General features: G+C 59.8%; 33 protein-coding genes, 1 tRNA gene and 1 pseudogene. 12 read left to right on the forward strand and 23 right to left on the reverse strand.

Annotation, left to right across the window (positions count from 1 at the left end):
• Positions 1-73: 73 nt before the first annotated feature.
• From GFM02_RS31905 to GFM02_RS31950, 10 genes and pseudogenes are all read right to left on the reverse strand, one after another.
• Positions 74-1,648: a carboxylesterase family protein gene (locus GFM02_RS31905; protein ID WP_168323901.1), complete on the reverse strand. Its 1,575-nt coding sequence runs from the start codon at positions 1,646-1,648 to the stop codon at positions 74-76.
• A 729-nt stretch (positions 1,649-2,377) separates the two neighbouring features.
• On the reverse strand, positions 2,378-3,070 hold the full coding sequence (locus tag GFM02_RS31910) for a hypothetical protein (RefSeq protein WP_168323902.1): 693 nt from the start codon (positions 3,068-3,070) through the stop codon (positions 2,378-2,380).
• A gap of 191 nt (positions 3,071-3,261) precedes the next feature.
• Positions 3,262-3,843 carry a hypothetical protein gene (locus tag GFM02_RS31915; protein WP_168323903.1) on the reverse strand — a complete coding sequence of 194 codons (582 nt, stop codon included), beginning with the start codon at positions 3,841-3,843 and terminating at the stop codon, positions 3,262-3,264.
• Between the two features lie 13 nt (positions 3,844-3,856).
• A complete protein-coding gene (locus GFM02_RS31920; protein WP_129418254.1) occupies positions 3,857-4,054 on the reverse strand; it encodes a response regulator transcription factor in 198 nt (65 codons plus the stop codon).
• Positions 4,051-4,350, reverse strand: a complete 300-nt coding sequence (locus GFM02_RS31925; RefSeq protein WP_025393570.1) for a GcrA family cell cycle regulator — start codon at positions 4,348-4,350, stop codon at positions 4,051-4,053. Before GFM02_RS31925 ends, GFM02_RS31920 begins: the two co-directional genes overlap by 4 nt.
• A complete protein-coding gene (locus tag GFM02_RS31930) occupies positions 4,347-4,742 on the reverse strand; it encodes a hypothetical protein (RefSeq protein ID WP_168323924.1) in 396 nt (131 codons plus the stop codon). The genes GFM02_RS31925 and GFM02_RS31930 overlap by 4 nt, the downstream gene beginning before the upstream one ends.
• On the reverse strand, positions 4,708-5,073 hold the full coding sequence (locus tag GFM02_RS31935) for a hypothetical protein (protein ID WP_168323904.1): 366 nt from the start codon (positions 5,071-5,073) through the stop codon (positions 4,708-4,710). Before GFM02_RS31935 ends, GFM02_RS31930 begins: the two co-directional genes overlap by 35 nt.
• A 51-nt stretch (positions 5,074-5,124) precedes the next feature.
• Positions 5,125-5,401: pseudogene (locus tag GFM02_RS31940) on the reverse strand (sigma-70 family RNA polymerase sigma factor).
• A 201-nt stretch (positions 5,402-5,602) separates the two neighbouring features.
• Positions 5,603-5,821 (reverse strand): hypothetical protein, encoded by a 219-nt coding sequence (locus GFM02_RS31945; protein WP_168323905.1) that lies wholly within the window; start codon positions 5,819-5,821, stop codon positions 5,603-5,605.
• The gene (locus GFM02_RS31950) at positions 5,818-6,009 is read right to left on the reverse strand and encodes a hypothetical protein (RefSeq protein WP_018240998.1); all 192 of its coding nucleotides are present in this window, start codon (positions 6,007-6,009) and stop codon (positions 5,818-5,820) included. Before GFM02_RS31950 ends, GFM02_RS31945 begins: the two co-directional genes overlap by 4 nt.
• A 142-nt stretch (positions 6,010-6,151) precedes the next feature.
• Here GFM02_RS31950 and GFM02_RS31955 point away from each other — a divergent pair, with 142 nt between their 5' ends.
• The 5 genes from GFM02_RS31955 (at position 6,152) to GFM02_RS31975 (ending at position 8,819) form a co-directional block, all read left to right on the forward strand.
• Complete coding sequence (locus tag GFM02_RS31955; protein WP_164579381.1) at positions 6,152-6,799, forward strand: S24 family peptidase; 648 nt, start codon at positions 6,152-6,154, stop codon at positions 6,797-6,799.
• A gap of 116 nt (positions 6,800-6,915) precedes the next feature.
• Positions 6,916-7,383: a hypothetical protein gene (locus GFM02_RS31960; RefSeq protein ID WP_027668505.1), complete on the forward strand. Its 468-nt coding sequence runs from the start codon at positions 6,916-6,918 to the stop codon at positions 7,381-7,383.
• A 703-nt stretch (positions 7,384-8,086) separates the two neighbouring features.
• Entirely contained in the window at positions 8,087-8,350 is a 264-nt protein-coding gene (locus GFM02_RS31965) for a hypothetical protein (protein WP_017963219.1), read from the forward strand.
• 11 nt (positions 8,351-8,361) lie between these two features.
• Positions 8,362-8,598: a hypothetical protein gene (locus GFM02_RS31970; RefSeq protein ID WP_168323906.1), complete on the forward strand. Its 237-nt coding sequence runs from the start codon at positions 8,362-8,364 to the stop codon at positions 8,596-8,598.
• Positions 8,595-8,819, forward strand: a complete 225-nt coding sequence (locus GFM02_RS31975; RefSeq protein WP_168323907.1) for a hypothetical protein — start codon at positions 8,595-8,597, stop codon at positions 8,817-8,819. The genes GFM02_RS31970 and GFM02_RS31975 overlap by 4 nt, the downstream gene beginning before the upstream one ends.
• A gap of 26 nt (positions 8,820-8,845) precedes the next feature.
• On the opposite strand, the gene GFM02_RS31980 is transcribed toward GFM02_RS31975, so the two are convergent.
• The 3 genes from GFM02_RS31980 to GFM02_RS31990 all read right to left on the reverse strand — a co-directional run bounded on the left by GFM02_RS31980 (position 8,846) and on the right by GFM02_RS31990 (position 11,137).
• On the reverse strand, positions 8,846-9,085 hold the full coding sequence (locus tag GFM02_RS31980) for a DUF982 domain-containing protein (RefSeq protein WP_003557262.1): 240 nt from the start codon (positions 9,083-9,085) through the stop codon (positions 8,846-8,848).
• Positions 9,086-9,265: 180 nt separating this feature from the next.
• Positions 9,266-10,138 (reverse strand): hypothetical protein, encoded by an 873-nt coding sequence (locus GFM02_RS31985; protein ID WP_168323908.1) that lies wholly within the window; start codon positions 10,136-10,138, stop codon positions 9,266-9,268.
• A 66-nt stretch (positions 10,139-10,204) separates the two neighbouring features.
• A complete protein-coding gene (locus tag GFM02_RS31990; RefSeq protein WP_168323909.1) occupies positions 10,205-11,137 on the reverse strand; it encodes a hypothetical protein in 933 nt (310 codons plus the stop codon).
• A gap of 235 nt (positions 11,138-11,372) precedes the next feature.
• On the opposite strand from GFM02_RS31990, the gene GFM02_RS31995 reads away from it, so the two are divergent.
• Both GFM02_RS31995 and GFM02_RS32000 read left to right on the forward strand, forming a co-directional pair.
• A complete protein-coding gene (locus GFM02_RS31995; protein WP_003546085.1) occupies positions 11,373-11,624 on the forward strand; it encodes a type II toxin-antitoxin system Phd/YefM family antitoxin in 252 nt (83 codons plus the stop codon).
• Positions 11,621-12,070 carry a PIN domain-containing protein gene (locus GFM02_RS32000; RefSeq protein WP_168323910.1) on the forward strand — a complete coding sequence of 150 codons (450 nt, stop codon included), beginning with the start codon at positions 11,621-11,623 and terminating at the stop codon, positions 12,068-12,070. Before GFM02_RS31995 ends, GFM02_RS32000 begins: the two co-directional genes overlap by 4 nt.
• A 129-nt stretch (positions 12,071-12,199) precedes the next feature.
• Here GFM02_RS32000 and GFM02_RS32005 read toward each other — a convergent pair whose 3' ends face one another.
• Both GFM02_RS32005 and GFM02_RS32010 read right to left on the reverse strand, forming a co-directional pair.
• The gene (locus GFM02_RS32005; protein WP_168323911.1) at positions 12,200-12,445 is read right to left on the reverse strand and encodes a hypothetical protein; all 246 of its coding nucleotides are present in this window, start codon (positions 12,443-12,445) and stop codon (positions 12,200-12,202) included.
• A 155-nt stretch (positions 12,446-12,600) separates the two neighbouring features.
• Entirely contained in the window at positions 12,601-12,849 is a 249-nt protein-coding gene (locus tag GFM02_RS32010) for a hypothetical protein (protein ID WP_168323912.1), read from the reverse strand.
• Between the two features lie 219 nt (positions 12,850-13,068).
• Between GFM02_RS32010 and GFM02_RS32015 the strand changes: the two genes are divergently transcribed.
• Positions 13,069-13,308, forward strand: coding sequence for a DUF6894 family protein (locus GFM02_RS32015; protein WP_168323913.1), 240 nt, complete (start codon positions 13,069-13,071; stop codon positions 13,306-13,308).
• A gap of 1 nt (position 13,309) precedes the next feature.
• On the opposite strand, the gene GFM02_RS32020 is transcribed toward GFM02_RS32015, so the two are convergent.
• From GFM02_RS32020 to GFM02_RS32035, 4 genes are all read right to left on the reverse strand, one after another.
• Positions 13,310-14,035, reverse strand: a complete 726-nt coding sequence (locus tag GFM02_RS32020) for a Crp/Fnr family transcriptional regulator (protein ID WP_168323914.1) — start codon at positions 14,033-14,035, stop codon at positions 13,310-13,312.
• Positions 14,036-14,327: 292 nt separating this feature from the next.
• On the reverse strand, positions 14,328-14,492 hold the full coding sequence (locus GFM02_RS32025; RefSeq protein WP_020048857.1) for a hypothetical protein: 165 nt from the start codon (positions 14,490-14,492) through the stop codon (positions 14,328-14,330).
• 367 nt (positions 14,493-14,859) lie between these two features.
• Entirely contained in the window at positions 14,860-15,822 is a 963-nt protein-coding gene (locus GFM02_RS32030) for a sterol desaturase family protein (protein WP_168323915.1), read from the reverse strand.
• Positions 15,823-16,513: 691 nt separating this feature from the next.
• Positions 16,514-16,590: transfer RNA gene (locus GFM02_RS32035), tRNA-Pro, on the reverse strand.
• Positions 16,591-16,853: 263 nt separating this feature from the next.
• On the opposite strand from GFM02_RS32035, the gene GFM02_RS32040 reads away from it, so the two are divergent.
• Positions 16,854-17,261: a hypothetical protein gene (locus GFM02_RS32040; protein ID WP_168260269.1), complete on the forward strand. Its 408-nt coding sequence runs from the start codon at positions 16,854-16,856 to the stop codon at positions 17,259-17,261.
• Positions 17,262-17,451: 190 nt separating this feature from the next.
• Here GFM02_RS32040 and GFM02_RS32045 read toward each other — a convergent pair whose 3' ends face one another.
• From GFM02_RS32045 to GFM02_RS32060, 4 genes are all read right to left on the reverse strand, one after another.
• Positions 17,452-18,516, reverse strand: coding sequence for a dipeptidase (locus tag GFM02_RS32045; protein WP_168323916.1), 1,065 nt, complete (start codon positions 18,514-18,516; stop codon positions 17,452-17,454).
• A 254-nt stretch (positions 18,517-18,770) separates the two neighbouring features.
• Positions 18,771-22,166, reverse strand: coding sequence for an acyl-[ACP]--phospholipid O-acyltransferase (locus tag GFM02_RS32050; protein WP_168323917.1), 3,396 nt, complete (start codon positions 22,164-22,166; stop codon positions 18,771-18,773).
• Between the two features lie 93 nt (positions 22,167-22,259).
• Complete coding sequence (locus GFM02_RS32055) at positions 22,260-22,541, reverse strand: YiaA/YiaB family inner membrane protein (RefSeq protein ID WP_003569708.1); 282 nt, start codon at positions 22,539-22,541, stop codon at positions 22,260-22,262.
• Positions 22,542-22,590: 49 nt separating this feature from the next.
• Positions 22,591-23,277: a PspA/IM30 family protein gene (locus tag GFM02_RS32060; protein ID WP_168323918.1), complete on the reverse strand. Its 687-nt coding sequence runs from the start codon at positions 23,275-23,277 to the stop codon at positions 22,591-22,593.
• Between the two features lie 110 nt (positions 23,278-23,387).
• On the opposite strand from GFM02_RS32060, the gene GFM02_RS32065 reads away from it, so the two are divergent.
• From GFM02_RS32065 to GFM02_RS32075, 3 genes are all read left to right on the forward strand, one after another.
• The gene (locus GFM02_RS32065) at positions 23,388-24,005 is read left to right on the forward strand and encodes a TetR/AcrR family transcriptional regulator (protein ID WP_168323919.1); all 618 of its coding nucleotides are present in this window, start codon (positions 23,388-23,390) and stop codon (positions 24,003-24,005) included.
• A gap of 621 nt (positions 24,006-24,626) precedes the next feature.
• Entirely contained in the window at positions 24,627-24,857 is a 231-nt protein-coding gene (locus GFM02_RS32070) for a helix-turn-helix transcriptional regulator (RefSeq protein ID WP_128410944.1), read from the forward strand.
• A complete protein-coding gene (locus GFM02_RS32075; RefSeq protein ID WP_168323920.1) occupies positions 24,854-26,122 on the forward strand; it encodes a type II toxin-antitoxin system HipA family toxin in 1,269 nt (422 codons plus the stop codon). The genes GFM02_RS32070 and GFM02_RS32075 overlap by 4 nt, the downstream gene beginning before the upstream one ends.
• The last annotated feature ends 219 nt before the right edge of the window (positions 26,123-26,341 follow it).

Below are 26,341 nucleotides of genomic sequence, written 5' to 3' on the forward strand. Positions count from 1 at the left end.
CCGCGCCGGATCTGGACACGTGGCCGTCTCTTTGGGGGCCTGACATGGGGCTTCGCCGACGCACCGACCCCCGTCACTCCTTTTCCTCCCAATACCTTTGCCAGAGGTCGAGCCTTGGCTTCAGCGGATCGGCTGCGAACGTCACGCCGTGATTGGTGAAGTCGATGACCCTGTGGACGAAGGGGTCGTGGTGAGGCCATTTTGGCCGTGAGCCTCCATTGGGATCACCGCTCGTTGCAAATTGGACCCAGTAAGCACTCGCCAATGTGGCCATGGCCCAGTCGGCAGGTGTAACCTTGTCTTTCACCAGTGCGTCTGGAATGTTGAGCGTATACGGAATTTCGAAGCCGTGCAGAGCGCCTTTCCATGCCGGATCGTTGCGGAGAGCCTCGGCGACATAGGAGAAACGATACCACCACGTCGGCTGACCAGCGCGGATCATCTCGTCAGCGAGGTGGCGGGATGGTTCAACAAGCGTTTTGTCGGCCAGAACCTGCTGCTTCAGCTCATCGAGCGTCTGCTGGCCCGTGGGATCGTAGAGGGTGCGGGCTTCGGCTGAATGCTTCCCGAACAGCGCAAAGAGATCGTCTTTCGTCGCGGCCTGACCGAGACCGAGATCTCGATCATTTGCCCCGACGATGACGGGAACTGGCGCTTGGCGGCCTGCCGCAAAAGCCGCTTCCGGCGTTTCGAGCAAAAACTTTCCGTCAATAATCGGGCCCGAGACGCCGAGGACGGGCTTGCCAGTCGACATTCCCGCCAGCACGTCGTGTGCCGATGCACCTTCGGTCAGCTTTTCTGCAGGCAGCGCCCGAAGGGCCATGAGAGCGTCGGCATCGCTGCCATTGATTTCCAGAGAAGCCGCATAGTCCAACGCGGTTTTCTCTGCTTCTTTCAAAGTTGACAAAGGCGTACTCTCAGCACGCGCGCTAGGAAGACCCGGTGACTGTAGAATGGCGCCGCGGAAAAGCCCCCGTGACAGTGGCGATATCATGTGCGCCATCACCGAGCCGCCACCGGCCGACTCTCCGAATATCGTCACTTTCTTCGGATCGCCGCCGAAGGCTTCGATATTCTGCTGGACCCATTTCAAGGCTGCAAGCTGGTCCATGTAACCATAATTGCCGACGGGCTCGTCAGGGGATTCCTTCATCAGCGCCGGATGGGCAAAGTAGCCTAACCGGCCTACACGGTAGTTCATGCTGACGAACACAACTCTCCGGGCGGCGAGCTGGTCACCGGGATATTGAGGGGTGTTTCCCTCGGCAAGAGCGCCGCCATAAATCCAAACCATCACCGGCAAGGGTGTCCGGGAAGGTTTGGCGGGTGTCCAGACATTGAGGGTCAAACAATCTTCTGACTTCGGCAGATCACCGGCCTGCATGCAGGACGGACCGAAATTGCGGGCATCCTTGATACCGCTCCATGCCTCCATTGGTCTCGGATTGCGCCATCTCAGATCACCCACCGGCGGTGCCGCATAGGGTATGCCCTTGAAGCTGACGACCGTGCCCGACCTCTCACCCTTCAGCATGCCGCTGTCGATCGTAACGGTGTCGTCTGCCGCACCCAATTGTGGCGCGAACGTCAGCGGACACGATGCGACGGCCAAAAAGAGCAGAAACCTGCGACTGCCGTCCGCAAACACTGCACTCTCCAGCGCCAAGTTGAGACAGTTTGGGAGCAAAATACTCTCATGGAGCGGCAACGAAAAGGGTTCATCAGACGTCGACCAAAGTCCGCTATTGCTCGCGCCGGGTTTCGGCTCGATCCGCCGGGAGTTTGGCGAAAACGCATCCCCAACCTCCGTCATCCCAGGCCTTGAGCCTGGGATCCATGCCCATTGCTGATGGAGGCCGAGGTGGATCCTCGGGTCAAGCCCGAGGAAGACGGAGCGTGGGGTGAGCTCTGCGGCAAGTACACCGCCAACAACTGTGAAAATCCACCTATCTTTCGGACTAGACTCTACCGTCCTGAGACCGATGGGAACGGAGAGGCTACCGCAAGTCTCTTCTCCCCTCGGGGAGAAGGTGCCGGCAGGCGGATGAGGGGGCCACCCGGCACACCCTCCCGTAGAACCTGTCCTGCAACGCCGTGCCCCAGCACACACGAGAGACAATGCCGCAGCGGCCGAAGCCCGCATGACGTTGTTGAAAAACCGGCTTCCGCGGTCCCCTCATCCGCCCTACGGGCACCTTCTCCCCGCTGGGGAGAAGAGGGAATCGAGACGTCGCAGCATGCCCCTCGTCCCCGCTCCCGCCCGTGTCTTCAGGCCGTTGCTGATGGAGGCGGGCGTGGATCCTCGGGTCAAGCCCGAGGAAGACGGAGGGTGGGGTGAGCTTTGGGGAATACAGCAATGGCGAACGGTCATGGATGCTCATCCAGCGTAAGCGAAATAAACCTTACCCCGGCCCGGATCAATGATCGTGACACTGCCGCCTTTTCCGTAGGAGTAAAACGATCCAGTTGACTGTATCGACTGGTTGGCTTCGTGATCCCGCCCTTGAGCAATTGAGATCGTGAAGCCGTACTTCTCTAGATATTCGAATATTGTCGGAGGGTGGTGCTTAGGGCGCTCAACTGCCATCATATCCGGATCGCGGTCGTAGTGATGCCATTGGCCTATCGCTATTTGGTCGCTACTGTCGTCCACCGGTGTTTCACGCCACGCTCTTTTTGCCCCCTCCAGCATGTTGCCCAACTGGCTGCCCTGTTTTCGTGCCCAGTTTGCGCTGTCATCGGTCAGCCGATAGACAACGAAACCGGTCTCGTTGTCCCCGGGCATGAAACCGACACCCCAGGATTCTTCCAGACGGTATTCGATCTCCGCCACTTCGAGTGGTTTGGGAACGCGTGCGAGAACGGAGTTTCGTTCACTAATTTTGAGGGCAACGCAGGGCAATGCGATAGCCCCTAGGCCAAAAGCTATAATGAGAGTTCTCGGGACGAGTTGGTTAGGCCGCGTCCGTCGCCACATGCGTCGCAGCCCAATAAAGAGAATTGCGATGGCTGCTATGAACAGCAGGGCGCAGATGGCGAGCACGCCCAGTATAACAGCGAAGAAATTCATACGTACTCGTAGGTCGTTGAAGATATGATTGGAATTCTCGACGGGCGTGCGGACATTGAAATTGAGTATGCCTAACAACGTAATGGAAGCAATGTCCGTTTGTGGCTCAGCTTGGAACACCGCCGGACACAGTCGTAGCCGCAAATCCGACGGCTCAAGACAGGGGGGTGAACCACCGCATCAACCGCTCCTCACCCCCGCAACGCCGTCAACCCCCGCCGCAGCCACAGCAACTGCTGCGGCGGCATCTGGCGCAAGTGTTCGTAATCCATCACCGTCACGTTATAGACCATGCTGCGCACCTGCGGGCCATCCGGGCAGCGGAGCAGGATGCCCTGCAGGGCCATCATGCGGTTGCTGGCTTTGCGGGCGCGGTCGGCGAAGGTTTCGGTCTGCTCGCCTTCATGGCCTTTGACGGAGAACAGCGATTGCGCCCTCGGGCTCGGGGCCGGGATGCCTGTGGTCTTGTGGTAGCGGGCGATGGTCTCGGCATAGTCGTCGCCGGCCTGGCGCTGCTCGGCGGTGATCAGGCCGTCGAGGAACATGCGGCCGAGGGTGTAGCCGGCAAAGGGGCTCCTGACCGTCTCGTCATCAACCGTCCTGCCGAAGCCGTGGATGCGCCGGCGGGCTGAGATCGCGACGCTGATATTGTCCTTCTCGGTTTCGAAGGGCTTGATCTTGCCGCAGGGAAAACGCTCGACATTTTCCTTGCGCGGCCGGCCGGCGCCCCTGTTTGCCCGCCCTGTCTTCACCTTGGTGGCTTTGCCGCCCATGCTGATCGTCCTTCTATCGAATGATGCCGTTTCTGAGTGCCGCGGCGACCAGCGCCGTTTCCTTGAAGACGCCGAGCTTCATCTTGGCGTTGGCGATGTGCGTGTTCACGGTGATCGGCGAGATGCCGAGAATGGTGCCGATCTCGGCCGCCGTCTTGCCCTCCGCCATCCAGCGGATCACTTCGGTTTCGCGTGGGGTCACTTGGCTCATGGCTCCGCAGGCCCATCGATGCTGGGCACGCGCGGCATTGTCACGTGCGCGCCCGACAGGGTCACCCGCGTCACGCGGTCGGGGTGGCGGATCGGCTGGACGGGCGGGCCCGCCTTCGGATGCGGATGCCAGGTGTCCTGCCTGGAGGGGAACCTGTCGCGGTTGCGATGCGCCATGTTGATGACGGTGTTCTTCTTCGAGCCGAACAGGGTGGCGATTTCTCTCGCCGACAGCCCTTCCTTCCAGAGCTTTTCCGCCTTGACGATCTTGTCTTCCGTCCAAAAGGTGATGGTCATCTCACTGCCTCCTCGTGTCGTGCGGCCCTGGCAATGATCGGGTTGTCGGGGAACATTTTTGCCAGCTCCCGTTTGGCGCTGCGGCTGCCATTGGCGGCGTCGCGCAGCAACTGCATCTTGTAGGCCGGCACCTTCGGCTGCGGCGTCTCGGGCTCTGCCTCCATGCGCGGCCGGCTCTCCGCCTCGATCGCCGCCTGCTGATTGCGGCATTGCTCGGCGAAACTGGCTGAGCTCGGGGCGAAAGCGCGGTTATGATCCCTGACCTGGCCAGAGATGAAGCGTTTGGCGGCCTGCCAGACAGCCTCCAGTGGGATGCCCTCGATCGCAACGAGATAGGCGCGGATCTGCATGTCGGGATCAGTGCCTGCGGATGCCGGGAAACCCGAAAGCATCCCAGCTATGATCTTCACCGGAGAGGAAATCTCGTGCGGCATCCACTGCTGTCCTTCTCATGCTGCTGTTGATCGACCCGGCTTCCCTCGCCTTCTCCTTGAGGTACCAGTCGCATTTGATCGCCTGCCAGCCGCGGAAGATCTGCATCTCGGCGGCGCCGACCGGATCGCCGGTCATCAGATATTCCCTGGCCTGCATCCGCGCGGCATAGACCGTCAGCGGCTTCTTCAGCGTGCGCTTGCGATGCTCGATGATCGCTGCCGCCAGTTCCTCCCCCAGCACCGGGCGGAGGATTTCCATGATCTCCTCACTCACCGTGTCCTTAGCCATGCGATGTGCCTTTCCGGCTTCCGGCCGCCACGGCCCCATGAATGGTTGGCCTCAAACCCGCAGCCTCCGTCGCCCGCCGGGTAAAATTGACCGGGGCGCCAGGCCTGACGGGGCGGCGGACGAACCGACGGATCTCGCCGCCATGGTCCTGCTGGGCGGTGTCGCCCTTTTCCGCACTTCGAAGCCGGTGGATCTCGCGTTCCACCGAGGGCACCGACGTGCCGAGGATGGCCGATATTTCGATGTAGTCCCGGCCGGTGCGGAAGAGTTCGAGCGCGTTCATATCAGTGCTTTGCTGCGCTGGCGCGGCCTCGGCCTGGATGCTCATCGCTTGATCTTTCTTTCCGATTTCGAACGCGGTCCGCCGTTCCCGCCGAAGCGGGTGGCTCGTCACGTGCTTGATTCAAATTCATCGGTGACGACCGGAGCCGGCTCTTGCGCGAGCAAAGGCTCCGGTCGTCTGCCAGGCCGCCGCCTGGGCGGGCTGGCGTCGCCGAGGGAGGGCGACGACGCCAGCGGCCGATAGCCTTCAGGGAGGGGCTGGGCTATCGGGGTTGGAGATCGGCAGAGTGCCGGGCGGGATCATCATTTCCCGTATGTCTTCCAGGCGCGTCGGCCGGCCGCAATTTTCGCAATGGCGCTCGATCACTTCGGCGATCGACAGCGCCTTTGCGCAGATCGAGCAGCCGGTGTAGCGGGCTCCGCGGCGCTGGAACTCGCCGGCGGGTGTTGCGGTGGAGATGGTCATAGCGACTCCACCTCCCGGTTGGCGTTCAGCACCTGCTGCAGGGCCTTGGCGAGGAAGGGGATATCCTCGTTGCGAACGGGGATCACGGACATGCGCCCTCCCCTTGGGCCTTGCGGCCGGTGAATGACGACGCCGGTCGGCATGACGTCCATGGCGAGCTTCTCTTCGCTTGAGATGGTGAACCTCATGCCATGGTCTCCCCAGTCCGAAAGGCTCGACCGTTGTTGATGATGTCTCTGTGTGTCATGGCGATTAGGGTACAATTAATACCCGATATGTCAAGCGCATTAGGGCATGACATGTACCTTATTTTAGGGTATTTTTTATATCATGTTGAAAGAGCAGGAACAATTTGAACGCGAAGAACGCGCAAAGCGCCTCGTCATGGCCCGAAAGAATGCGGGCTTTGCCGGGCCGAAGGCGATCGTCGATCGGTTCGGCTGGAATGCCAATGTCTACAAGGCGCATGAATCCGGCCGCAACGGCTTCGGCATTGCCGATGCGAAGAAATATGCCCGCGCGTTCAAGGTCAATCTCAACTGGCTGCAGTTCGGCGCCGGCAACGCGCTCGATCCGGATGAGCTGCCCGCCTCCGTCGCCGACGTGCCAAAAATCTCCTGGGTCAGCGCCGGCCAGCTGAGCGAGCAGGCGCCGATCACCGATTTTTCGGAATTCCCGACGGTCGCCGCCCTCGATCTGCCCGATGGCGAATGGATCGCGCTCGAGGTCGAAGGCAATTCGATGAACAAGATCTCGCCGCCCGGCTCGATCATTTTCGTCAATCTGCGCGACAAGCGCCTGGCGCCGAACGCGCTTTATGTCGTCGCCGACGAGACGGGGGCTGCAACCTACAAGCGCTATCGCCCGAACGACGACCCGCCCTTCCAGCCGGCGTCCTACGAAGACGTGCCGCCGCCGGAATTCCAGGGCGCCGTCACCATCGTCGGCCGCGTCCGCCGATCGATCATCGAGATGTGAGGTTCCATGCCGGGCGCGCTTGAGGATCTCACCGTTTTTGGGTGTACTACCGGCACCCGTGTGCGCACATCACCAAGCTGCCGGGCAGATCAGCAGAAGATAACATTGGAGGGGAAATGCTTGCTTTTATGGGAACATGGCCGGCGCCGGTTGTTTACGGCCTGGTTGGGGGGATATTCGGGGCGATCGGCGCGGCTGTCGGCCATCTGGCGGCCAAGCGATTTCCGAACGCGAGAACGATCATTGTTGTTCTGTTTCTTGCCAGTTCAAGCCAAGTCACCAAACTGATCGTCATTCCCAGAATCCAGAATGACGAGGCGAACGCTAACCTGCCGCAGAAGATAGACGCCATTACCACTCTTGAGCGCATCTCTGTCGAGGGGAAGACGGTCCGATATTTTTACCGTCTGAGCGATTCCCTCCCTTTAACGGATGGGGCCGTTATGAAATCAGGCATTGCCCCGTCCGTGTGCTCTTTCTGGAAGCCGAAGCTTGATTCGGGCGAGGCCGAACTCGCCGTCTACAACTACGCCTTCAAGGATGGGCAGTCGAGTTTCGACCTGAGGGCAAGCGATTGCCAATAACGTCGCGACGTCAGGTCGTCCGTTAAAGAATATCTCAATGATTCAAACGTCTTATAAAGGGCAAAAGATGCTGAAACCGACATCGCGCGCCGGCAGAATCTGGTTCTATATCGTAACTTTCGCAGTGTTTCTCCTGGCGTTCAGCGCCGCGCGGGAGATCTACGGTCTTTAGGATTTAGTTCCGAACCTTGCCGGATGGCATCCAGACCCGCCTCGATCACCTCGTCGGTGATTTCGATTTCGTTGCGCATGGCCGGCCTCCTTTTTTCTCGTAGCTTCATACTCCAACTTCAGTTCTCTATCCTCTCTCTTAGGCTTGGGAGGAGAAGGTTCCTGAAGGCTGGTGAGGGAGGGTTCCGGCCAAAGCTTCCCCCTACCCCATGAGCAAAGCCCATGAAGCCGGGAGAGCATTGGCCAAGTCCTGAAGGCCGGAGCCGGGATGGGACACGTGCCAGAGGGGCCATTCGCTTCGCCCTCGTCCTGATTTTCTGACAGCGCACTTAAGGACTTTCGCTTCCCGCGCCGCTGGGCTTCGTCAGCTCGGGAGTTGCACCCGGTCGCCCAATCACTGGCCCCAGACATAAACCTACGATTCGTACCTCGTCAATCACTGAGGTATTTTTTATACCTCTCATCATTGACGTGATAGGGTATTATATATACCTTTCTCCTCAAGCTGATCAAATGGGCGAGAGGACAGGCAATGCAGCACATCCGCAATATCGAGACCGAGGAAAGCAGGCGGGATGCCCGCTGGAATGGCGCACAGACGATCGGCGACTGCCGCGCCTATATGGCGATCGAGGCCCAGCGCATGGGCGCGCTCGGCTTTGCGTTCCTCCGCCGTCCCGAACATTTAATCCGCGGCCCGTCCTGGCTGCGCGGGGCGGCGGCTTCCGTCGAGGAGCATTACCGCTATGCCCGCGAGATCATGGGCATCGCCAATAACGATCAATTCTACGCCTGAGGGGAACGGAGATGCCTGCCGCCAACCCAACACCTGGTTCAACCGAGAGCCCTTCCCTTCCTGCCGCCCCACTGGCCGGAGCAAGCAAAAAGACCCGCGCCAAGGCCAGCGTCACCGCCGGGGCACCCGATCTGCTGAAGGCGCTGGTGGAGGCTGAACGTTTCTTCGACGGCAGCAAAGATCACGGCTGCCCGCTTCACCGGAAGATCCTCGCCGCCATCGACACGGTGAAAGGCGGCGCGTCATGAGCGATTGCCTGATCAAGGCCTTTTCCGGCTGCGCCTGCCCGCCCGGCGAATGCGCTGAAAAGCCTACCACCCCGGTGCCGGTCACCTTCATCTCGTGGCGGATCCAGGCCATCGCCTGTCTCACCTTCGGCTTCCTCGCGGCCATTGTTACGGCCGCCTGGATGGAGACGCAGTTCAAAAGCCGGGACCTGCGAAACCAGGAACAGGTATCATGGAAGTGAGCCAAGGCTTTGCCAGACACCGCCGATCAGGAGCTGAACTTGATGTCGCTGGCCTTGGCCGCCGTAATGAATGCCCGCCGCACCTGCTCCGGCCCGGCGGCATCGTTGAACACATCAAGCACAAGCCGCTCGGCCACCTTGGCCGCCGGCGTCTGCTCGGGCCAGTCATTCAGCAAGGTATTGCCGGCCTGAACGACATTGTAGACGGTTCTCACCTTGCCATTGATGGTGATCTTCACCGGTTTGAAGCTTCGTCGCCTGCTCATGATGCAGCCCCCTCACGCTGGACACGCGACTCAACGAATCACTTCGGGACTCGTTCCGGTTGATGACAGTGCGGCGCGGGAAAGATTGGAAAAGATGTATTGCCATCACTACCCAGATTACCAAGCCAACGGTGCAGCGGTGTATTGTTCCGCGGAAGTGCCTCGACTGGCGATGAGCTGCTATCGACGAAAATAGAAGGAGCAGGCCGCGATAATCATGACGGTAATGAGCGTCCACACTCCACGCTCGAGGTTCTGGAGCGTTTTCTGCAGCTGACGTTCCGGCGTATAGATGCCCATCGATTCGTCAATCTTCTGGTTCTCCTCGTCCGAGAAATAACCTTCTTGCTCGCCCCACTTTATCGATGCATCCACAAGGATCGCGTGTCCCCAACCTGGAGCAGCCGGTAGGAAGTAATTGCTCCGGCCCCGCCAGGTTGATGTCCAGCTGTCAATTTGATCTTCGAAAAGCAGGACCTTGATCGATAGCTCCAGAGGAGGAAGCTCTTTACTCAGTCTGATGTCAGCCATGAGTTGCCGCATTTTGTCTTTTTGAATAACCGCACCAAAATACAGCTCTTCGTCTAGGTGCTCGCTGTTCGCGATGAATCGAAAATGGTCACGGGCATCTTGATCACCTGCCGCGATGGTGACGTGTACCTTGTCGAACGTCTTGCTGAATCCTGTTTCTACCTTTTCCATTTGTTTATCTGGATACCCTGCCACTTCGCCAACGGTGACGGTATCCCGGTCAGCAAACTGAGCTCGGCCCGAAATACGGTAGGTGACGGGATCCTTGGCTGTTTTGATCTCCGCTTTCCGCAGCTCGCGATATTTCTTTTGAGCCTCTTCCGTAAGAGGCTTCCAGTCCTCTCCCGGGAGTTCATCTAGCGAAAACTCGGTATCAAATGACTTAACGGATGAAACTGCCTCATATTTCGTCAGGATCAACCGGATCGGCCGCCAATCCTCACGAAACCTCATTACTCTGTTATCCTTCCCAGGATAGGTCAGCGTCGAGTTGGTTTCCCATGTCAGCATTTCTTTGATCATTTGCGGCCCCAGTTGCGTCCTGATCTTGCACGGGCAACAATCAAGGTCAATCAGAGGTAGATTCGACTACGCAGAATGATCGCCTTTTGGTTCTTCGATCAGAAGGTCCATCTGTTGGGGCTGCCGGATGTGGTTCTCGACCTTAATGACCGCGTATTCGGTCTTGAGTCCGCCGCCTGTCTGGGTTTGGGTAACACGCACTTGGCAAACCAGCACGTCACCCTTCGTGAAGGAAATCTGCTGATGATCGACCTTATAGAGGAAGTCCTTGTCCTCGATGATCGCGCTGATCTGTGAGTTACCGTCGTGAAGACGCCACTTGTTGTCTTCTTTGAACGCTAGAGAGACGATTGAGAATGCCGCTTTGCGGACATCTTCGAGTAGGACCTTGCCGTCCGGTTCGGGCGAGACGAAGTATGACGCCTCGCTCTTACCGACTTCCTCGGTCACCTTCTTCCCCTCGATCACTTTGAACTGGTCGATGCCCGGTTTCCGAAGGGGGTCGGTGATAACGCCCTCAAGCGCCTTGCGAACCGACAGGTCCTGGTAAAGCCGCAGCAGTTCGAGCGGCACGTCGGTCGATTGACCGTCGAACGTCAGGCGGATCGTGTCTTCGCTCAACCGTTCCACTCGGTCAGGCTTCTTACCCTTGTGGCGCTTGAGCAACCAGACGAGCGATACGCCGCCTCCCACTCCTGTCAAGATGAGTTCCTTGAGATTGAGGGCAGCAGTAATGGTGTCGCCGTTGAGCAGCAACTTGGCCTGTTCATACAGAGACTGGATGATGTCAATCCCGATCTCGAACGATCCAGGCGCGGTGGCGACCACATTCACGGTCATCTTCGGAGCGTCAGGGCCGTTTAAAGTGTGGTTCGCTGCGTCGAAAAGCTGGCCAACCGCCAATAACGCCGGTGCGAGGTCGCGGACCTCCATACTCCCGTCGCGGACCGCCTCGCCGTCATATGCTATCGTCAGCCTAGCTTTGCTCACTTCAGACACCACTCGTCCCCCGGCTCATCTGGGGCTACGACTATCATATAATGCCTTACTCATCCCTGTCTCAGATGGGGTACGGCTCTTAGAGGCTTTCGCCTCACTGAGCCCAATCAGTCACATTTAAGCAAATCCTGATGCAATGTCGGCATGGCAAAGCGTCTGGACGCCTTTCCACTTGATTCCGTCGGCGCCACTGTCTATTTTGACCATATATGGTCATTTAAGACAGGAGGCCGCAATGTCGACGATCAGCGTGGCAGAGGCAAAGGCGGGTTTCGCCGGTCTGGTGGATGAAGCGGCAAACGGAGAGTTCGTGACAATCACGCGGCACGGAAAGCCCGCTGCCGTGCTTGTGTCGGTCGAAGCGGCCGAGGCCGCGAAAAGGGCTTTGAAGAAGCCACGGCCGAATTTCGGGGATTTCCTGTTGACGTTTCCCGGCGGGGTCGAGCTGGAGCGGAACCCTTCGAAAATGCGCGATATCGATCTGTGACCGCCTATCTTCTCGACACGAACATCATCTCGAAGTTCGCGCCGGGCAAGGCGCCGCCGACCGATCCGGTGCGGGCATGGTTTCATGAGCAGGGCGTAGCCGATAGCCTGTTTCTGTCGGCTCTATCCGTCGCGGAGATCGAGAAGGGAATGCGGAGCCTTCACCGTCGCGGCGGGATCGAGAGGGCAAAGCGCCTTTCGGCATGGCTGGACGTCATCACCGACAGTTTCGGCGATCGGATATTGCCGATGGATACGGTTGTCGCGCGCATCGTCGGCGCTCTGGAAGATGAAGCCGAGAGCCAAGGCCGTCATCCCGGGCTTGGCGATCTCATCATCGCGGCGACCGCGCGCGCCTATGACCTCACTGTCATCACGGAAAACTTGCGGCATTTCCAGCCGCTTGATGTCGCTGTTGATCTTCCCGCCGCGTTCCGGTCGGAATGATCGTTACCGACGCTGCCAAGACACCGCCGACCGAATCGCAGATATTTCGCGAGCAGGATGCTTCGCCGGCCGCGCGACGATTGCTACGGGGCTCAATGATGTCCCGCCCCGATATTCATCTAGAGGCACTCATTGCTGGTTAGCTAGGCCGGAGGTTTCCGCGTCCATCTGACCGGACCGGGGGGCAAGGCGCTCCGTCAAGTTCTGGAGGAGTCTGTCTCGGGCGGAGTTCTGAACGAGATCGATGGCAAGGGTCAGCGCGCGGCGGCCTTCGTTGCTATCGATCTCACAGTGGTTCTTTGTACACCACTGCCGAACCGCAGTGATGACGACTTCGATGTCTTGATCGGACAATGTAATGAGGGACTGAAGCATTTCGATGCCTCCAAAATCCGAGAGCGCCTACGGTCCGCCAAGGGATGAAACCGATCGCTAAAGCGCGTCGCGATCTTTCAGATTCGCTTGTCGCGCTTTAGGTCTTTGTTTTTACGCATGTCGTTGTCGCAAAACCGCTGCACACTTGACATGCTTTAGTGATGAGCAGTGGACGTCGCTGCGTTGATCTTCAGCGAATAAGGGCTGTCAAACCTCGTGATCAGCAGCGTAGCCAGTTCCTCCGGCGTCCTGTGCCCTTGGCTATAAAGATCGGCAGCCGCGCTGCAGAGCAATTGCGTTGCTCGTTCCGTCGGTGTGACATGATTATGCCGGTACCAGGTCCGAATAGCCTCCGTAAGCACGTTCACGTCTTTCGTCCGGAGCGAGAGATTGGAATCGATCATATCATCCTCCTACGCCTCGCCGCTCCGGGTTAATCTTGAGTTCAAGCTCATGCTAAAATTTAATCCATTGGCTCCTCGCCGCCAACTATCAGTGCGGTTGCGCACAATGGCCGTAAGGGTATCGGCAGCGATGACGAAAGCATGCCCGATACTGTTGATCTGAACGCTGCGGAACGGCAAAATAAGTGACTTATCCTGCCGGGCTTTGAAGGATTTCGAATGCCACGCTTCTACTTCAACATTCTGTCTGAAGCAGGATCGCTCGACGACTGGGAAGGAACCGAGCTTGCTGATTTGGACGCCGCTCGCGTTGAAGCGGTGCGTGATGCTCGCGCATTGATGAGCAATGCCGTGCTCCTCGGATATGACATTGCGTCAAGAAGCGTCGAGATCAGAAACGAAACAGGCGATATCCTGCTCGTGTTGCCCTTTTCGGAAGCGGTTAAGCGAGTGGGCTAATCTACCTGGCGCAGAGCGGAAGACCCAGCACCTTTTCGTATTCGCGCTCCGGCACTCCATAGCAGCCACCGGCGATTTCGATCAATTTTTCCCTGTCCAGAATTCTAACATTTCCGCGGGTCGATCGGATCGCGTGGACGCCCTCAAGGACGTGTAGTTCATTGGTGACGCCCGAACGGCGGACGCCGAGCATCAATGCCAGAAATTCATGGGTAATTGCCAGGTTGTTGCCTTCAAGGCGGTCGTGGCACATCAGGATCCACCGAGCCAGCCGTTCGTGCATATTGTAGCGGGCGTTCGCAAGCGCCGAATGGGCGAGTTGCAGCACGGTTGTGTGAACATAGCGAAGGAAGAAATCCTTCAATTCGGGATCATCGGCGAGCGCGCGCTGAAACGTCTCCATCGGCACCATAATTCCCGACCCTGCGACTTGCATGAAGGTGCGCGTGGGGGTGGTCTCTACCGCCAGAACGACATGCATGCCGGATGCGCCTTCGCGCCCGATATGGCCAATTTCCACCACCTCGTCGTCGATGCTGCTGACAACCATGGACCCCAAGCCTCTTTCCAAGAAGCAGACATGCGTGGTTGGGACGTCGTTAGCGACAAGAACGTACCGTAATGGCAGGTCGACGCGCTCCATCCCTTCTGACAGGCGTGCGAAGCGGTCCGCGCTCAAAATTTTCAGCAGGGTATTTTCGACAGTCGATTGGTCAATCTGAGTCATAGCGGCTCCGCATGGGGAGCTTGGATGTCAACCAAACGCCTGTGAGTTGGTGAAAAAACTACGGGACGGTCGTTGGTTTGACCATAGGTCCCCAGGAAGTGTGCGTTTATGACAAAACCGCACATAAGCCGCTGAAATTGTTGACGATCAGCGACGAGAAATCGGTAGCGAACTTTCGATACCTGCCAGAGACCTTAGCACATTTTGCCTCGGCATGCGCGCTCATTGCGAAAGGACGAGCGATTCACAATACAAATATCTGCCTTTTGTGGATCGTCGATATAAGTCGCAATCAATCTCGCCAGCCAAGCCGGCGGCAATGCGCTTCGGCGGTCAGGACGGCCGCCTTTCGGTCAACGTAAGGACCCGGCAGATAGACCGTGACGCCGCGGAAACTGACGATCACCGCCTTTGCCACGCTATCGAAGACGATAGCCATATCCGGCTCGTAGGCCATTTGTTTTCCTGACCACGCTTACTCCATCGAGATGTGCTCTTATTCGAATGAAACAAGGTGCCGATATCAATCCTTCAGGTGCGGGCGCTTGGTGCGGAACCGCACAGGAACTTTTCCGACTATCTATGGGTTAGGTCACAAGGATCGCACAGGTGCCCCCTCTCGTGACGGGGCCGTACGCCAACTCTTCCTTCCTGTGCGATCCGTCCGTTCCCAAATTGCCCCGTTTCGGCGGGGCTTCTTTTTGATCTGCAGCGGGCAAGGCGCGAGGACGGTCAGGGACGCGGCAGGGTTTGGCGATGATGTCACACGCACGTTCTGCGCCACATGGAGCCGCTTATCACAACAGAGCGATGCGAGCTTTGCGCTACCGGCGCTCTTCCGGGCCCGACAGCCCCTGCGGCGAGGCAGGTTTTCCGCTTATGGGGCTTATGCCGCACGTGGCCTTGGCAGCTTGCCCCGCGCGTTGGAAGAAACGGATTTCTGTGGCGATGCTTTCGCGGAACGGATCGGTTTGGTTGAAGTAGTCGCGGTCCAGACCGAGCTTTGCACCGTGTGCATCGCCCTCGTAATAGGTACCGAACAAATGATCCCAGATCGGGAAATAATTGGCGAAATTCTTGTCGTGATGTTCCCGCACCCGGGAGTGATGGATGAAGTGGTCGCGTGGTGACTGGATCACGTATTTGCCAAACCAGCCATGCCAGGGAATGGCACTGTGCTTGATCAGACCAATGGCGCCAAAGGTGATGGTCACGAAGGCGAATTCGGCCGTTGGCAAGCCGATAAGCAGCGCCGGAACGACCATGATGGCCATATTTATGGCCTTCTCCAGCGGATGCTCCCGCGACGAAGTCAGCGCGTTGAACTCTTCGGCTGCGTGGTGAAATTCGTGCAGCCGCCATAGTACGGGCAGCCGGTGCATCAACCGATGCTGCCAGTAGCTCAAGAAGTCTGACAGCACTAGGAACAAGAGAACATGTGCCCAGCCTGGCAGCCTCCCGGCAAGGTCCAGGTGGGGGGCATTCTGAGCAGCTTTGGTGATGGCATAGGACAGACCAAATGATGCGAGCGCCGCGAATAGCGTAATCATACCCGTCGCCTGAAGGACGAAATAGACGATGTCGGTGATTGTGGATTTGCTGCGTTCGAAGAAAACCCGACGGAACCCGGAATTGCCGAACCCCACATAGGTGAGTTCCACCGCGAAAACCGTCAGAACCAGGCCAATGGAAATGGCGAAACTGAGCGCCATTGCCCGACCATTCAAATAGTAAGTGTTGTAAAAAAAGTCTCCAAGCTTGTGCAGGCAGTACTCGACCAGCTCCATGCCGCTGCTCCAAAACGCGAACTCGTACAGCTTAGTCGTGACGATGCGCTGTTGCCACATTGCTCAAAGGACGATCAGGGCGTCCTTTTGGTATTACCAGCGGTAGAAGGGCAGTCCCGGGAAGCATGCAGGTGGCCGCCCAACGCATAGGAGACATAATGCTTGGGGTTAGCAAGTGATCGCTGAGCGGCCGACTGCCTAATACAAATTGTGACGTGGAGTTGTAGCTTTTGTTCGGTTTCGTACAATAACAGCTTAGCGTCTTAGAGAAAACCTTGCGAGGTGGCCCCATACTGGGCCGTCCGCTTGCCAAGCTTCTTCTGTGCGATACGTCCTTTCCAATTGCTGCGTTTCGGCGGGGCTCCTCTTTGATCGTCGGCGTGGAATGACGGAACCTAGCCGGTCCGCTTTTTGTTATATCGGCAGGAAAGCACGGGCGTTCCTCCTGTGCGATCCATAGACTGGCCCCGCCGAGAGGCGGGGCTTTTTTTCGAATGGAGTTCCGCGGAAGCAAATGCGGAATCGGTCACGGGTATGCGCATGCGAGTCCGGACTTCCAACAGCAGGCAGCGAACGCTTTTTTAATCGGTCCGCTGCTTCAAACGGTCCGCAATCGGTCCGTTGATTTGAAATAGCTTTCGCGGGGAAGTCGGCTCGGGAGTGAAAACCCTTATGGTGCAAGGGTTCTAGCTGGTCGGAGTGGAGTGATTCGAACACTCGACCCCCACGTCCCGAACGTGGTGCGCTACCAGACTGCGCTACACTCCGTGACCAGCGGCGCTTCTATAGAACAGCCTATCTGGTTGCACAAGCACCAAATTCCAAAAAGCCGGCGGAATTTTTGACGGGGGTTGTGACAGGTCGGGAGGTCGGCAGCTGCAGCAAAAAGCCACACCTGCCGCAAATCGAACGGAAGTCTCAAAGGGGCAATTTTCTTTTGCCGGGTTCCGCGCTAAAGGGCACGACAGGACAGGCGAAACCGCTCACGAGGGCGGCTTGCCAGCCATGCGCTAGAGATCAGGGACGACACGATGAATTTCCGCATCATGACCGCGGCCGGGCTTGCCATTGCGCTTGCCGGATGCACCACCATACCTTCGGCCGGCAATCCGATCGAGGCCCGCTGGGTCGGCAAATCGGCCGGCGTCTTCTTTGCCGCCTACGGGCCGCCGATCAGCGACAGCGAGCAGGGCTCGAGCACCGTCTATACCTGGCGCGGCGGCTACAAGACCGTGCGCATTCCGGCGAAATATGCCGAAGGCGCCGATGGCAAGCGCGGCAAGCAGATCGCGTCCGCGCGCACCGCCTATCTGCGCTGCCAGGCCGAAATCACCACCAACTCCGATTACACGATCCGAGACATCCGCACCGTCGCCGACATCCCCGGCGTCAACGGCCCGTCCTATTGCGCAGAGTTTTTGGCGCCCGAACAGAAGTAACGGACGGTTTGTCGGACAGGCGAAGACAGGCGCAACTGCTCTTTCGTCATGCTCGGGCTCGTCCCGGGCATCTACTGCCGGTTGATACGTGGCAGATCCTCGGCACAGGGCCGAGGATGACGCCGAGCTGGTGGCACTATAGGCAACTGACCTGACCGCTTTCAAGCATCACAATAGCTTCGGTGGCGCTTCACAATGACCGGCTGTTCTTCCAGGTCAGCGCGAATATACGCAGCCAGTTGTCGAAGCCGAATTTCGACAGGGTCTGCGTGTCGAAGCCGCTGTTGCGCATCGCTTCGAACAGATGCGGCAAGCCGCTGGCGTCCTTGATCCGGCGGGGGATCACGGCACCGTCGAAATCCGATCCGAGGGCGACCCTGTCTTCGCCGACGCGGTTGACGAGATAGTCGATATGGCGAGCGACGGCATCGAGCGACGTATCGTCATTCAGGTGGCCATCGGCGCGGACGTCATTGACCGAGAGGTTGAAGCCGACCACGCCGTCAGTATCGCGGATCGCGTCGAGCTGCCTGTCGGTGAGATTTCGGGTGGAGGGGCAGATGGCGTGGGCGCAGGCATGGGTGGCGACGAGAGGGGCTTGGCTCAATGCCGCCACATCCCAGAATCCCCGTTCGTTGAGATGCGCAAGGTCGATCATGATTCCGAGCGCATTGCAGGTCATGACCAACTCCTTGCCGATGTCGGTCAGCCCGGGACCCGTGTCCGGCGACCTCGGAAAGGCGAAGGGAACGCCGTAGCCGAACATGTTCGGGCGACTCCAGACCGGCCCCAGCGACCGCAAGCCCGCCGCATGCAGCCGATGGAGATAGTCGAATTCGCCATCCACCGCTTCGGCCCCTTCCATATGAAGCACGACGGCAAAGGCCGCCTCGGCTCTGGCGGCCGTAATCTCATCGACATCAACCGCCATGCGCATCCGACCGCCGGAGCGGCGGATCAATGTTTCGAGCGCCAGACGCTGTGCATCGATCTGCTGGCGGGCATAGAGCGGATCGACGGTCTCGGCATATATAACCTCGTAGCCATTCTCGGTAATGATCAGATCATTTTCCGGCTGGCGCTCCGGAGCCGCATGCAGCGCAAACAACCCGCCAACCAGGCCGCCCTCGCGCGCCCTCGGCAGATCGAGATGCCCGCTTTCCGATCTCACCAAAAAATCCCGGCCGGAAGAGGTGTATTCCGCGATGAATTGCACCGCGTCATTGTGCCCGTCGAAGACATCGATTTTGGCCATATCGGTTTCCTCTTGAACTATCACCGGCGCCCGTCTCAAGACCCCTCCCCAACCCCTCCCCACAAGGGGGAGGGGCTAAGCTGTGGCACCCGCCTCACAAACAAATAGACCAGCCGCACAGTCGACGTTCAATAGGGCGCACGACGAGAGCCGCATGTTAAGCCCCTCCCCCTTGTGGGGAGGGGTTGGGGAGGGGTCTTGCAACGCGCCTGCAACAATTCTCCGGTTTGCGCCTGGCGCCTGCCAAGCCACGCCTACGCCGCCTCCCCCGCCCGCACCGCACTTTCCGCCAGCTTGCGCGCCGCAACGAAATCCACCTTACCCGAACCCAGCACCGGCACCTTGCCGATATTGACTTCGGCCGGCACTATCATGTCCATCGCGCCCCTGGATTTGGCGAAGGCGAGGAATTCGGCGCGGGTGGCTGTCGGCGCGTCGGTGAGCAGCACCAGCCGCTCGCCCTTCTTGGCGTCGGGCAGCGAGGAGACGACCGAGAGGGCGCCCGGCCAGAGCTCGGCGGCGAGCGTCTCGACGGCGGCGAGCGAGATCATTTCGCCACCGATCTTGGCGAAGCGCTTGGCGCGGCCGCGGATCTTGACGAAACCGTCCTCGTCGATGGTGACGATGTCACCGGTGTCGTGCCAGCCATCGACCAGCGGCTCGAGCACGCCTGGCTTTTCGGCGCGGAGGTAACCGGCCATGACATTGGCGCCGCGCACATGTAGCCGGCCGCCCTCATCGATGCCGGGCACCGGTTCGAGCTTCCATTCCATGCCCGGCAGGATTTTGCCGACGGTGCCTGATTTGTTGTACATCGGCGTGTTGATCGAAATGACCGGTGCTGTCTCGGTGACGCCATAACCTTCCAGGATGCGCAGGCCGAATTTTTCCATATAGGTCTGGCGGGTTGCGGCCTTCACCGGCTCGGCGCCGGAGAAGATATAGCGGATCGAGCGGAAGTCGTAAGGATGCGCCGTCCTGGAATAACCGTTGAGGAAGGTATCGGTGCCGAAGATGATCGTGGCGTTGGAGGCATAGATCAGCTCCGGCACGATGCGGTAATGCAGCGGCGAGGGATAGAAATAGACCGGCACGCCCGAAATCAGCGGCAACACCGTGCCGGCCGTCAGCCCGAAGGAATGGAACACCGGCAGGATGTTGAACACCTTGTCGCCGCTGTGGAAATCGATGCGGGCGGCTGCCTGGGCGGCGTTCGACAGGATATTGCGGTGGGTCAACACCACGCCCTTCGGCGTGCCCTCGGAGCCCGAGGTGAAGAGAATGACGGCCGGATCATCCGGCTTACGCTTCACCAGCGGCCGCGCCTTCCTGAGAAACCCGAAAATCTTGTCCTTGAGTGAGATTTCGGCCCTGAGATCATCGAGCCAGACGATCGTCACCTGCTTTTCCATCTCTGCGATCACGGGGGCGAGTTTCGCCTGGGTGACGAAGGCGCGCGAGGTCAGCACATGTTTGACCTCAGCGGCCTTGCAGGCGGAGAGGATATTGGCGGCACCCGCCGTGAAGTTCAGCATGGCCGGCACCTTGCCTGCCGTCATCACGCCCAAAAGGGTGGCGGCAGCGCCATTGGCATTCGGCAGCATGACGCCGAGGTTGTTCTCCGGGAACATCGTGCGGAATTTGGCGCCGAGCACGGCCGCCCCGGTCAGCAGCTTGCCATAGGTCAGCCTTCCGGTGACCGGATCTTCGACGGCAAGTTTCTTCATGCCGAATTCGTGGCCGGCCTGGATGACGCGGTCGAGCACTGTCGACGAGGTATCGGCGGTCTGGAACAGCAGGTTCGACATCACCTGATAGAGGGCAGCACCTGCCGCCGTGCGGCGCTTGCGGCCTTTCAGCTCCGGCGGCACGTCGAGCTTCACCGGATCGAGAATGGTGACCTTGACCTTGGGGAACAGCCGGCGGCGGATCTTGCCGTTGTCGAGATAGGAGAGATAGCTCTTCTCCAGCCCGTCGATCTTCACCGGCACGACCATCGAGCCGGTCTTGTCGGCGACCATGGCGGCGCCATCATAGACCTTCATCAGCGTGCCGGTCACCGTCAGCCGTCCCTCGGGGAAGATGCCGATCGGGTTACCGTCCTGCACCACTTTGATCAACGAACGCGTCGCCATCGGCTTTGTCGGGTCGAGCGGCAGGAATTTGCACATCTTCAAGAAGGGCCGCACCCACCAGGCCTGGGCAATCTTGTAATCGACGGCAAAGGTCGGCTCTTCCTCGGTGATCGCAAGCGCCAGCGCGCCGTCGAGCAGGCTGACATGGTTGAGCGCGATGATCGGCGCGCGGCCGGCCTTCTTGATATTCTCAAGGCCCTCGACCTCGAGGCGCATGAAGGCGCGGAACAGGATCGAGATGAAATCGCGGAAGGGATTGGTCGGCAGCGTCTTCAGCATCAGCCAGGCGACGGCGAAATTGATGATGCCGAGGCCGATCAGGATCTGCGGAATGGAAGCGCCCATTGCCTGGACGGCGGCAACGAGGCCGAGGCCGACAGTGATGAACAGCGCCGAGAGCACATTGGCGGCGCCGATGACGCGGGCGCGGCGATCCTCATGCGCCCAGGTCTGCAGGGCGGCGAAGGTGGGAACGGCGATGAAGGCGCCTGCTATCGCCATGCCGGCGAGATCGATGGCGACACGGATGGTATTCTCACCGGCAAAGAAGGTGGCGATCGTCGTTGCGTGGCTCACCGAAGCCAGGCCCCAGAGGTTCCAGGCGAGATCGAGGCTGAAGAGGCCAAGGAGCGCCGTGCCGACAGGGGCCGGCAACAGCACGATGCGGCCGGACGACATCCAGGCGGCAATCGCCGAGCCGACCGCGACGGCGATGGCAAAGACGGTGAGATAGGCCGGAACGACGAGCTCGGAGCCGCCGAGCAGCTCGGTCACCATGGTCGGCAGGATGGAGAGAACGAAGGCGCCGACCAGCCAGAACCAGCAATTCATCAGCGCCGAACGCCACAGGCGCTTGTCCTGGCGGATTTCCATGACCAGGGTGTAGCTGGAGCGGATGACATTGCGGTCGATCTGAAGATCCGGCGCCTTGGAGCCGGTGGGCGGGATCATGCGGGCTGCCAGCCAGCAGATCACCGAAAGCCCCATCATCATCGTGCCGAAGATCAGCACATTGTCGCCGCCAGAGAATGCGACAGCGGCGATGATCGTGCCGGCGAGGATGGCGATGAAGGTGCCGCCCTCGATCCAGGCATTGGCCTTCGGCAGGTCGCGGCGCTCGAGATGATCGGGCAGGATTCCGTATTTGATCGGCCCGAACAGTGCTGAGACGACACCGAAGCCGAACAGCGCCGCCATCAGCACAAAGATGGAAGAAAACGCCAGACCGACCACCGCAAGAGCGGCGACCGCGATCTCGCAGCGTTTCAACAGTTCGGCGATCTTTGCCTTGTCATGCTTGTCGGCGAGTTCGCCGCCAAGTGCGGAGAGCAGCAGGAAGGGCACGATGAGGATGACGCCGGCGAGCGTCACCAAGGCGGCGCCTTCACTGGCCGACATTTTGAAGAGAATGAGGAACACCAGAGTGTTCTTGAGGAAATTGTCGTTGAAGGCCGTGAGGAACTGGGTCCAGAACAGCGGCGCGAATTTCCTTGAGGTCATCAGATTGTGTTGCACGGCAGGGTTCCTCTTTCGGCTCGCAGAGAAGGCCACAGAGTTGTTACGCAAAAGTTGAATGCGTCAACAACTCTGCGCTGTGGTTAACCAAGATCAATCTTCATCGCTACGATTGAACTTGACGAGCAGCTTCTCGGTGCGGGCATCCTCGACCTTGCGGATCAGCTTCTCGGATTCGGCGTTGTCGCGCAGCGTCTTGGTGATATTCACCGTGGTCTGCACCAGCATCAGAATGCCCATGGCGAGATAGCCTTTGCCCCAGAGATCGAGCGGCATCATGTAGAGGCCGAGCGCCAGCATGAAGGCGGCCGAGCCGAAGGAGATGTAGGAGAAGCTGACCCAGCTTGCGGAATGTTTCTGGAAACTGTCGTTCATTGTCTTGGTCCTTGATGTTCGATGGATGAATGGTTGGATGGATGCAATCTTAAGCGGCAGGCGTGATGCGGCTCTTCAGCCGCGCCAGCACATCATCGGCGGAGGAGTGCCGCGGCGCGCCGAAGCCGGCATTGGCAAGCTTCTCGATGATGCCGGCCGGGCGGATGGCGCCTTCCATGTCCTTCAGGGCTGCGGCCGTCAGCTCATTCTGGCTCTGGCGCAGGCGAAGGCGGGCCAGCGTCTCCTCGGCATCGTCGAGCGTCGCCAGGCCCGGGCCGGCAACGACGACATCGAGCTTCTGCGCCTCCTGCGTGGCACGGGCCAGCCGCTCGCCGCGCTGCAGCTCCTGCAGCCTTGCCTCCGAAGCCCGGACGATGCCCTTCAGCTTGTCGATCGCTAGGGTGAACTGGCTCTGCGCCTTCTCGGACGCATCGCGCTCGGCTTCAAGATAGGCGATCGCCTCTGCCGCCTCGCGGGCCAGGCCCTCATTGCCCTTGGTGAGTGCTGCGGAAGCGCGGCTCTCCAAATCGGCGATGCGGGCAACGATCGCCCCGTGCTGCACCTTTTCCTGCTCGTTCTGGGCGATGGCGACCGCGACACTGCGGCGGGCCGACTGGATCGATTGGGCGGCATCGCGGATCTGCTGGGAAAGCAGCGGCACGGCGTGGCGATCGGCGAAAGCCTGCTCGGCATCATGCGCCCTGCCCCGCAACAAAATGGAAATCAGTTTGAACATTTCCTTCCTCCGGTTTATGAACGTTGTTCACGAGAGGTGTTATGGCAGAATCATGAACGTCGTTCAAGATAAATTTTGAACGACGTTCAAAAATCGAAGTGGAATGGTTAATGGCCGGCAGACGAGAAGAAAAACGCGAAGACCTGAAGGCCCGGCTGATCGAGGCGGCGCGCGAACGGATCGCCAGAGACGGGCTGGCAAATCTCCGAGCCCGCGACATCACCCAGGATGCCGGCTGCGCGCTCGGCGGCCTCTACACGGTCTTTTCCGACCTCGCCGAGCTCGTCATCCACGTCAACTCCGCCACGCTGAAGGCGCTGGAGGCAAGGCTCACCCTGCCCGAGACCCGCGACAAGCCGCCCACCGACCGGCTGCGCAACCTGGCGCAGGGCTACTTGAGCTTCGCCGTCGAGCACCGGAACCTCTGGAAGGCGCTGTTCGAGCACTTCCCGCCGGAATCGAGCCCGACGCCGCAATGGCATCTCGACGAGCACCTCTTCCTGATGGATGTGATCGCCGAACCGCTGGCCGAACTGCAGCCCGACATGCCCGCGCAAGACCGCGCCATCCGCGCCCGCACCCTCTTCGGCGCCGTCCACGGCGTCGTCAGCATCAGCCTCGAAGGCCGCTTCGTCGGCTTGCCGCTGGAGCGGCTGGCGCGGGAGGTGGATGAGCTGGTGCAGACGATCGCGGCGGGGGCGGAGCGGCGGCGTGACGGGGGCGTGTGAGTGCGGTCGGCGGAGGTTGGGCGCCCGGCGGCCGGCTTCGGCGGCAGGCGGCGCGCTTGGGTGCCCGGCGGTGGGTTTGGCAGGAACGCTCCCCCCTCTCCGTCATCCTCGGCCTTGAGCCGAGGATCCATGCCCGCTGCCGTTTTAGCCGAAGCCCCACCCCACTCTCCGTCATGCTCGGGCTTGACCCGAGCATCCACACGCAGCACTCGGCGCGCATATGTTCTTCGATGGATACTCCTGCCGTTCCCGGTGCCGACGGCCAGCACAGTGCTCGCAGCATGGATCCTCGGGTCAAGCCCGAGGATGACGGAGAGTGGGGAAGCCGATGCGGCAAGCAGCGCAGATGTGGAGCGGTTTCGTTGGGATTTCGGTCCTCTGTTTTGCGCAACCCCAGCCAAAATCACCGCACACTTTTAATGCTGCAGGCGTCCCGCCTCTAGCCCGGAGTCCCACCCTCCGTCATCCTCGGGCTTGACCCGCCCAACAACCCGCCACTAATTTTACCGAACGGGAAATTTCACACCCTCAACCCTTCCCGCTTCTCCAAATAATCCCGATCGGTAAATTTCCCTGGACACCGTCTCTACATTCGCTATATTTTCCCGATCGGGAAAAATCATGGCGAAACACATACAGAGTCCAGCCGACATCGGCGCCCTGGTTCGAAGCACCCGCAAGGAGCAAAACCTGCGGCAGGACGAGCTTGCCGGCGTTGCCGGCGTCGGGCTTCGTTTTATCGTCGACCTCGAAGCCGGCAAGCCCACGGCGCAGATAGGCAAAGTCCTGCAGGTTCTGCAAACGCTTGGATGCTCCCTCGACATTCTGGCTCCCGGCGAGCGCAGGCAATGACATCAAGGCTTCTCAACGTCTGGTGGGACGGCCGCATTGTCGGTCAATTCACGCAGGACAGAGACGGCGATATCGGCTTTGTCTATGCGCGAGCCTGGCTTGACGATGACAAAACGCTGCCGCTCTCGGCCTCTCTGCCGAAACGACAGGAGCGATTTACCCGCCGGGAATGCCGACCGTTTTTCGGCGGCCTGCTGCCCGAGGAAAGCCAGCGCCTGGCCGCAGCACGGGCCTTGGGCGTGTCTCCCGCCAATGACTTTGCGCTTCTCGATCACCTGGGCGGCGATGTCGCCGGTGCGCTGCAACTGCTTGCCGAAGGTGAGGCACCGGCCGAGACAGGGCCGACTGACGATCGCCAGCCCGTGCCTTTGGACGAAGCAGGCATCGTTGCCGTGTTGGAGGCGCTGCCCGTGCGGCCTCTCCTGGCCGGTGAGGAGGGCCTCAGACTGTCGCTCGCCGGCGCGCAATCCAAACTGCCGGTTGTTCTGGTCGATGGCCGGATCGGGCTTCCCCTGCCCGGTCAGGCCACAACCCATATTCTGAAGCCACCGATAGCCCGCTTCAAGGCGACGACCGAGAACGAAGCTTTCGTGATGAGGCTTGCGGCGGCCATCGGGCTCGATGTCGCAGCCGTCGAACCGAGATATGTGCAGGGACGCCCGTTCCTGCTGGTCGAACGATATGACCGCGTGCGCGGTGCCGGCGGCCTGGTTCATCGCATCCATCAGGAAGATTTCTGCCAGGCACTCAGCGTACCGCCGGAAACGAAATATGCGAGTGAAGGCGGGCCAACCTTCAAGGATTGCTTCGATCTCATAAGACGGATCTCGGCAAGGCCGGCTGTCGATGTGCTGAAGCTGCTGGACGCGGCCATCTTCAACCTGATCGCCGGAAATGCCGATGCCCACGGCAAGAACTTCTCCATCCTTTACGATAGCCAAGGCCCGCGGCTGGCAAAACTCTATGACCTCCTCTCCACCGTAATCTATCCGGAACTGTCGCCAAGGCTGGCGATGAGACTAGGCAAGCGCGCCACGCTGGCCGAAATGGATGCCGAGGGCTGGAAGGCCTTTGCGGCAGAAGCCGGCGTCGGCACTCCGCTGTTGCGCCGCCGCGTGAACGAGCTTTGCGACAAGGTGCTGACATTGACCGGCAAGGTCGCCGATGAGCTCGCAGACGTATCGCCTGATCGGGACCCGATCGACGCGATCGCCGGCGTGATAACAGACCGGGCCGAGACAGCGAGGTTGACCTCGAAGGATTGAGGGAAATGGGAAACGACGCCCGACGTCGCGCCTCTTGCCGGCGCCTCTCCCCACCCTCCGTCATCCTCGGGCTTGACCCGAGGATCCATGCCGCTGCCGATGAGTGCTGCATGAGCTTCGAGTCAAAGCGCTGAAATCACCGCCTAAAAAGCACTCGTCCACCTGCCGGCACCCGTCCTTCGGACCCCCGCTCGCTGGGCAAAGACCCCGCCCCAAACC

It is taken from the genome of Rhizobium leguminosarum bv. viciae (genome assembly GCF_012276115.1).
Lineage (GTDB): Bacteria > Pseudomonadota > Alphaproteobacteria > Rhizobiales > Rhizobiaceae > Rhizobium > Rhizobium leguminosarum_T.

Bases quoted from the DNA above. Each gene is read 5' to 3' on its own strand.
- GFM02_RS31910 (WP_168323902.1), bottom strand. From the start codon at position 3,070: ATGAATTTCTTCGCTGTTATACTGGGCGTGCTCGCCATCTGCGCCCTG.
- GFM02_RS31915 (WP_168323903.1), bottom strand. From the start codon at position 3,843: ATGGGCGGCAAAGCCACCAAGGTGAAGACAGGGCGGGCAAACAGGGGC.
- GFM02_RS31920 (WP_129418254.1), bottom strand. From the start codon at position 4,054: ATGAGCCAAGTGACCCCACGCGAAACCGAAGTGATCCGCTGGATGGCG.
- GFM02_RS31925 (WP_025393570.1), bottom strand. From the start codon at position 4,350: ATGACCATCACCTTTTGGACGGAAGACAAGATCGTCAAGGCGGAAAAG.
- GFM02_RS31930 (WP_168323924.1), bottom strand. From the start codon at position 4,742: ATGCTTTCGGGTTTCCCGGCATCCGCAGGCACTGATCCCGACATGCAG.
- GFM02_RS31935 (WP_168323904.1), bottom strand. From the start codon at position 5,073: ATGGCTAAGGACACGGTGAGTGAGGAGATCATGGAAATCCTCCGCCCG.
- GFM02_RS31945 (WP_168323905.1), bottom strand. From the start codon at position 5,821: ATGACCATCTCCACCGCAACACCCGCCGGCGAGTTCCAGCGCCGCGGA.
- GFM02_RS31950 (WP_018240998.1), bottom strand. From the start codon at position 6,009: ATGAGGTTCACCATCTCAAGCGAAGAGAAGCTCGCCATGGACGTCATG.
- GFM02_RS31955 (WP_164579381.1), top strand. From the start codon at position 6,152: ATGTTGAAAGAGCAGGAACAATTTGAACGCGAAGAACGCGCAAAGCGC.
- GFM02_RS31960 (WP_027668505.1), top strand. From the start codon at position 6,916: ATGCTTGCTTTTATGGGAACATGGCCGGCGCCGGTTGTTTACGGCCTG.
- GFM02_RS31965 (WP_017963219.1), top strand. From the start codon at position 8,087: ATGCAGCACATCCGCAATATCGAGACCGAGGAAAGCAGGCGGGATGCC.
- GFM02_RS31970 (WP_168323906.1), top strand. From the start codon at position 8,362: ATGCCTGCCGCCAACCCAACACCTGGTTCAACCGAGAGCCCTTCCCTT.
- GFM02_RS31975 (WP_168323907.1), top strand. From the start codon at position 8,595: ATGAGCGATTGCCTGATCAAGGCCTTTTCCGGCTGCGCCTGCCCGCCC.
- GFM02_RS31980 (WP_003557262.1), bottom strand. From the start codon at position 9,085: ATGAGCAGGCGACGAAGCTTCAAACCGGTGAAGATCACCATCAATGGC.
- GFM02_RS31985 (WP_168323908.1), bottom strand. From the start codon at position 10,138: ATGATCAAAGAAATGCTGACATGGGAAACCAACTCGACGCTGACCTAT.
- GFM02_RS31995 (WP_003546085.1), top strand. From the start codon at position 11,373: ATGTCGACGATCAGCGTGGCAGAGGCAAAGGCGGGTTTCGCCGGTCTG.
- GFM02_RS32005 (WP_168323911.1), bottom strand. From the start codon at position 12,445: ATGCTTCAGTCCCTCATTACATTGTCCGATCAAGACATCGAAGTCGTC.
- GFM02_RS32010 (WP_168323912.1), bottom strand. From the start codon at position 12,849: ATGATCGATTCCAATCTCTCGCTCCGGACGAAAGACGTGAACGTGCTT.
- GFM02_RS32015 (WP_168323913.1), top strand. From the start codon at position 13,069: ATGCCACGCTTCTACTTCAACATTCTGTCTGAAGCAGGATCGCTCGAC.
- GFM02_RS32020 (WP_168323914.1), bottom strand. From the start codon at position 14,035: ATGACTCAGATTGACCAATCGACTGTCGAAAATACCCTGCTGAAAATT.
- GFM02_RS32025 (WP_020048857.1), bottom strand. From the start codon at position 14,492: ATGGCCTACGAGCCGGATATGGCTATCGTCTTCGATAGCGTGGCAAAG.
- GFM02_RS32030 (WP_168323915.1), bottom strand. From the start codon at position 15,822: ATGGAGCTGGTCGAGTACTGCCTGCACAAGCTTGGAGACTTTTTTTAC.
- GFM02_RS32040 (WP_168260269.1), top strand. From the start codon at position 16,854: ATGAATTTCCGCATCATGACCGCGGCCGGGCTTGCCATTGCGCTTGCC.
- GFM02_RS32045 (WP_168323916.1), bottom strand. From the start codon at position 18,516: ATGGCCAAAATCGATGTCTTCGACGGGCACAATGACGCGGTGCAATTC.
- GFM02_RS32055 (WP_003569708.1), bottom strand. From the start codon at position 22,541: ATGAACGACAGTTTCCAGAAACATTCCGCAAGCTGGGTCAGCTTCTCC.
- GFM02_RS32060 (WP_168323918.1), bottom strand. From the start codon at position 23,277: ATGTTCAAACTGATTTCCATTTTGTTGCGGGGCAGGGCGCATGATGCC.
- GFM02_RS32065 (WP_168323919.1), top strand. From the start codon at position 23,388: ATGGCCGGCAGACGAGAAGAAAAACGCGAAGACCTGAAGGCCCGGCTG.
- GFM02_RS32070 (WP_128410944.1), top strand. From the start codon at position 24,627: ATGGCGAAACACATACAGAGTCCAGCCGACATCGGCGCCCTGGTTCGA.
- GFM02_RS32075 (WP_168323920.1), top strand. From the start codon at position 24,854: ATGACATCAAGGCTTCTCAACGTCTGGTGGGACGGCCGCATTGTCGGT.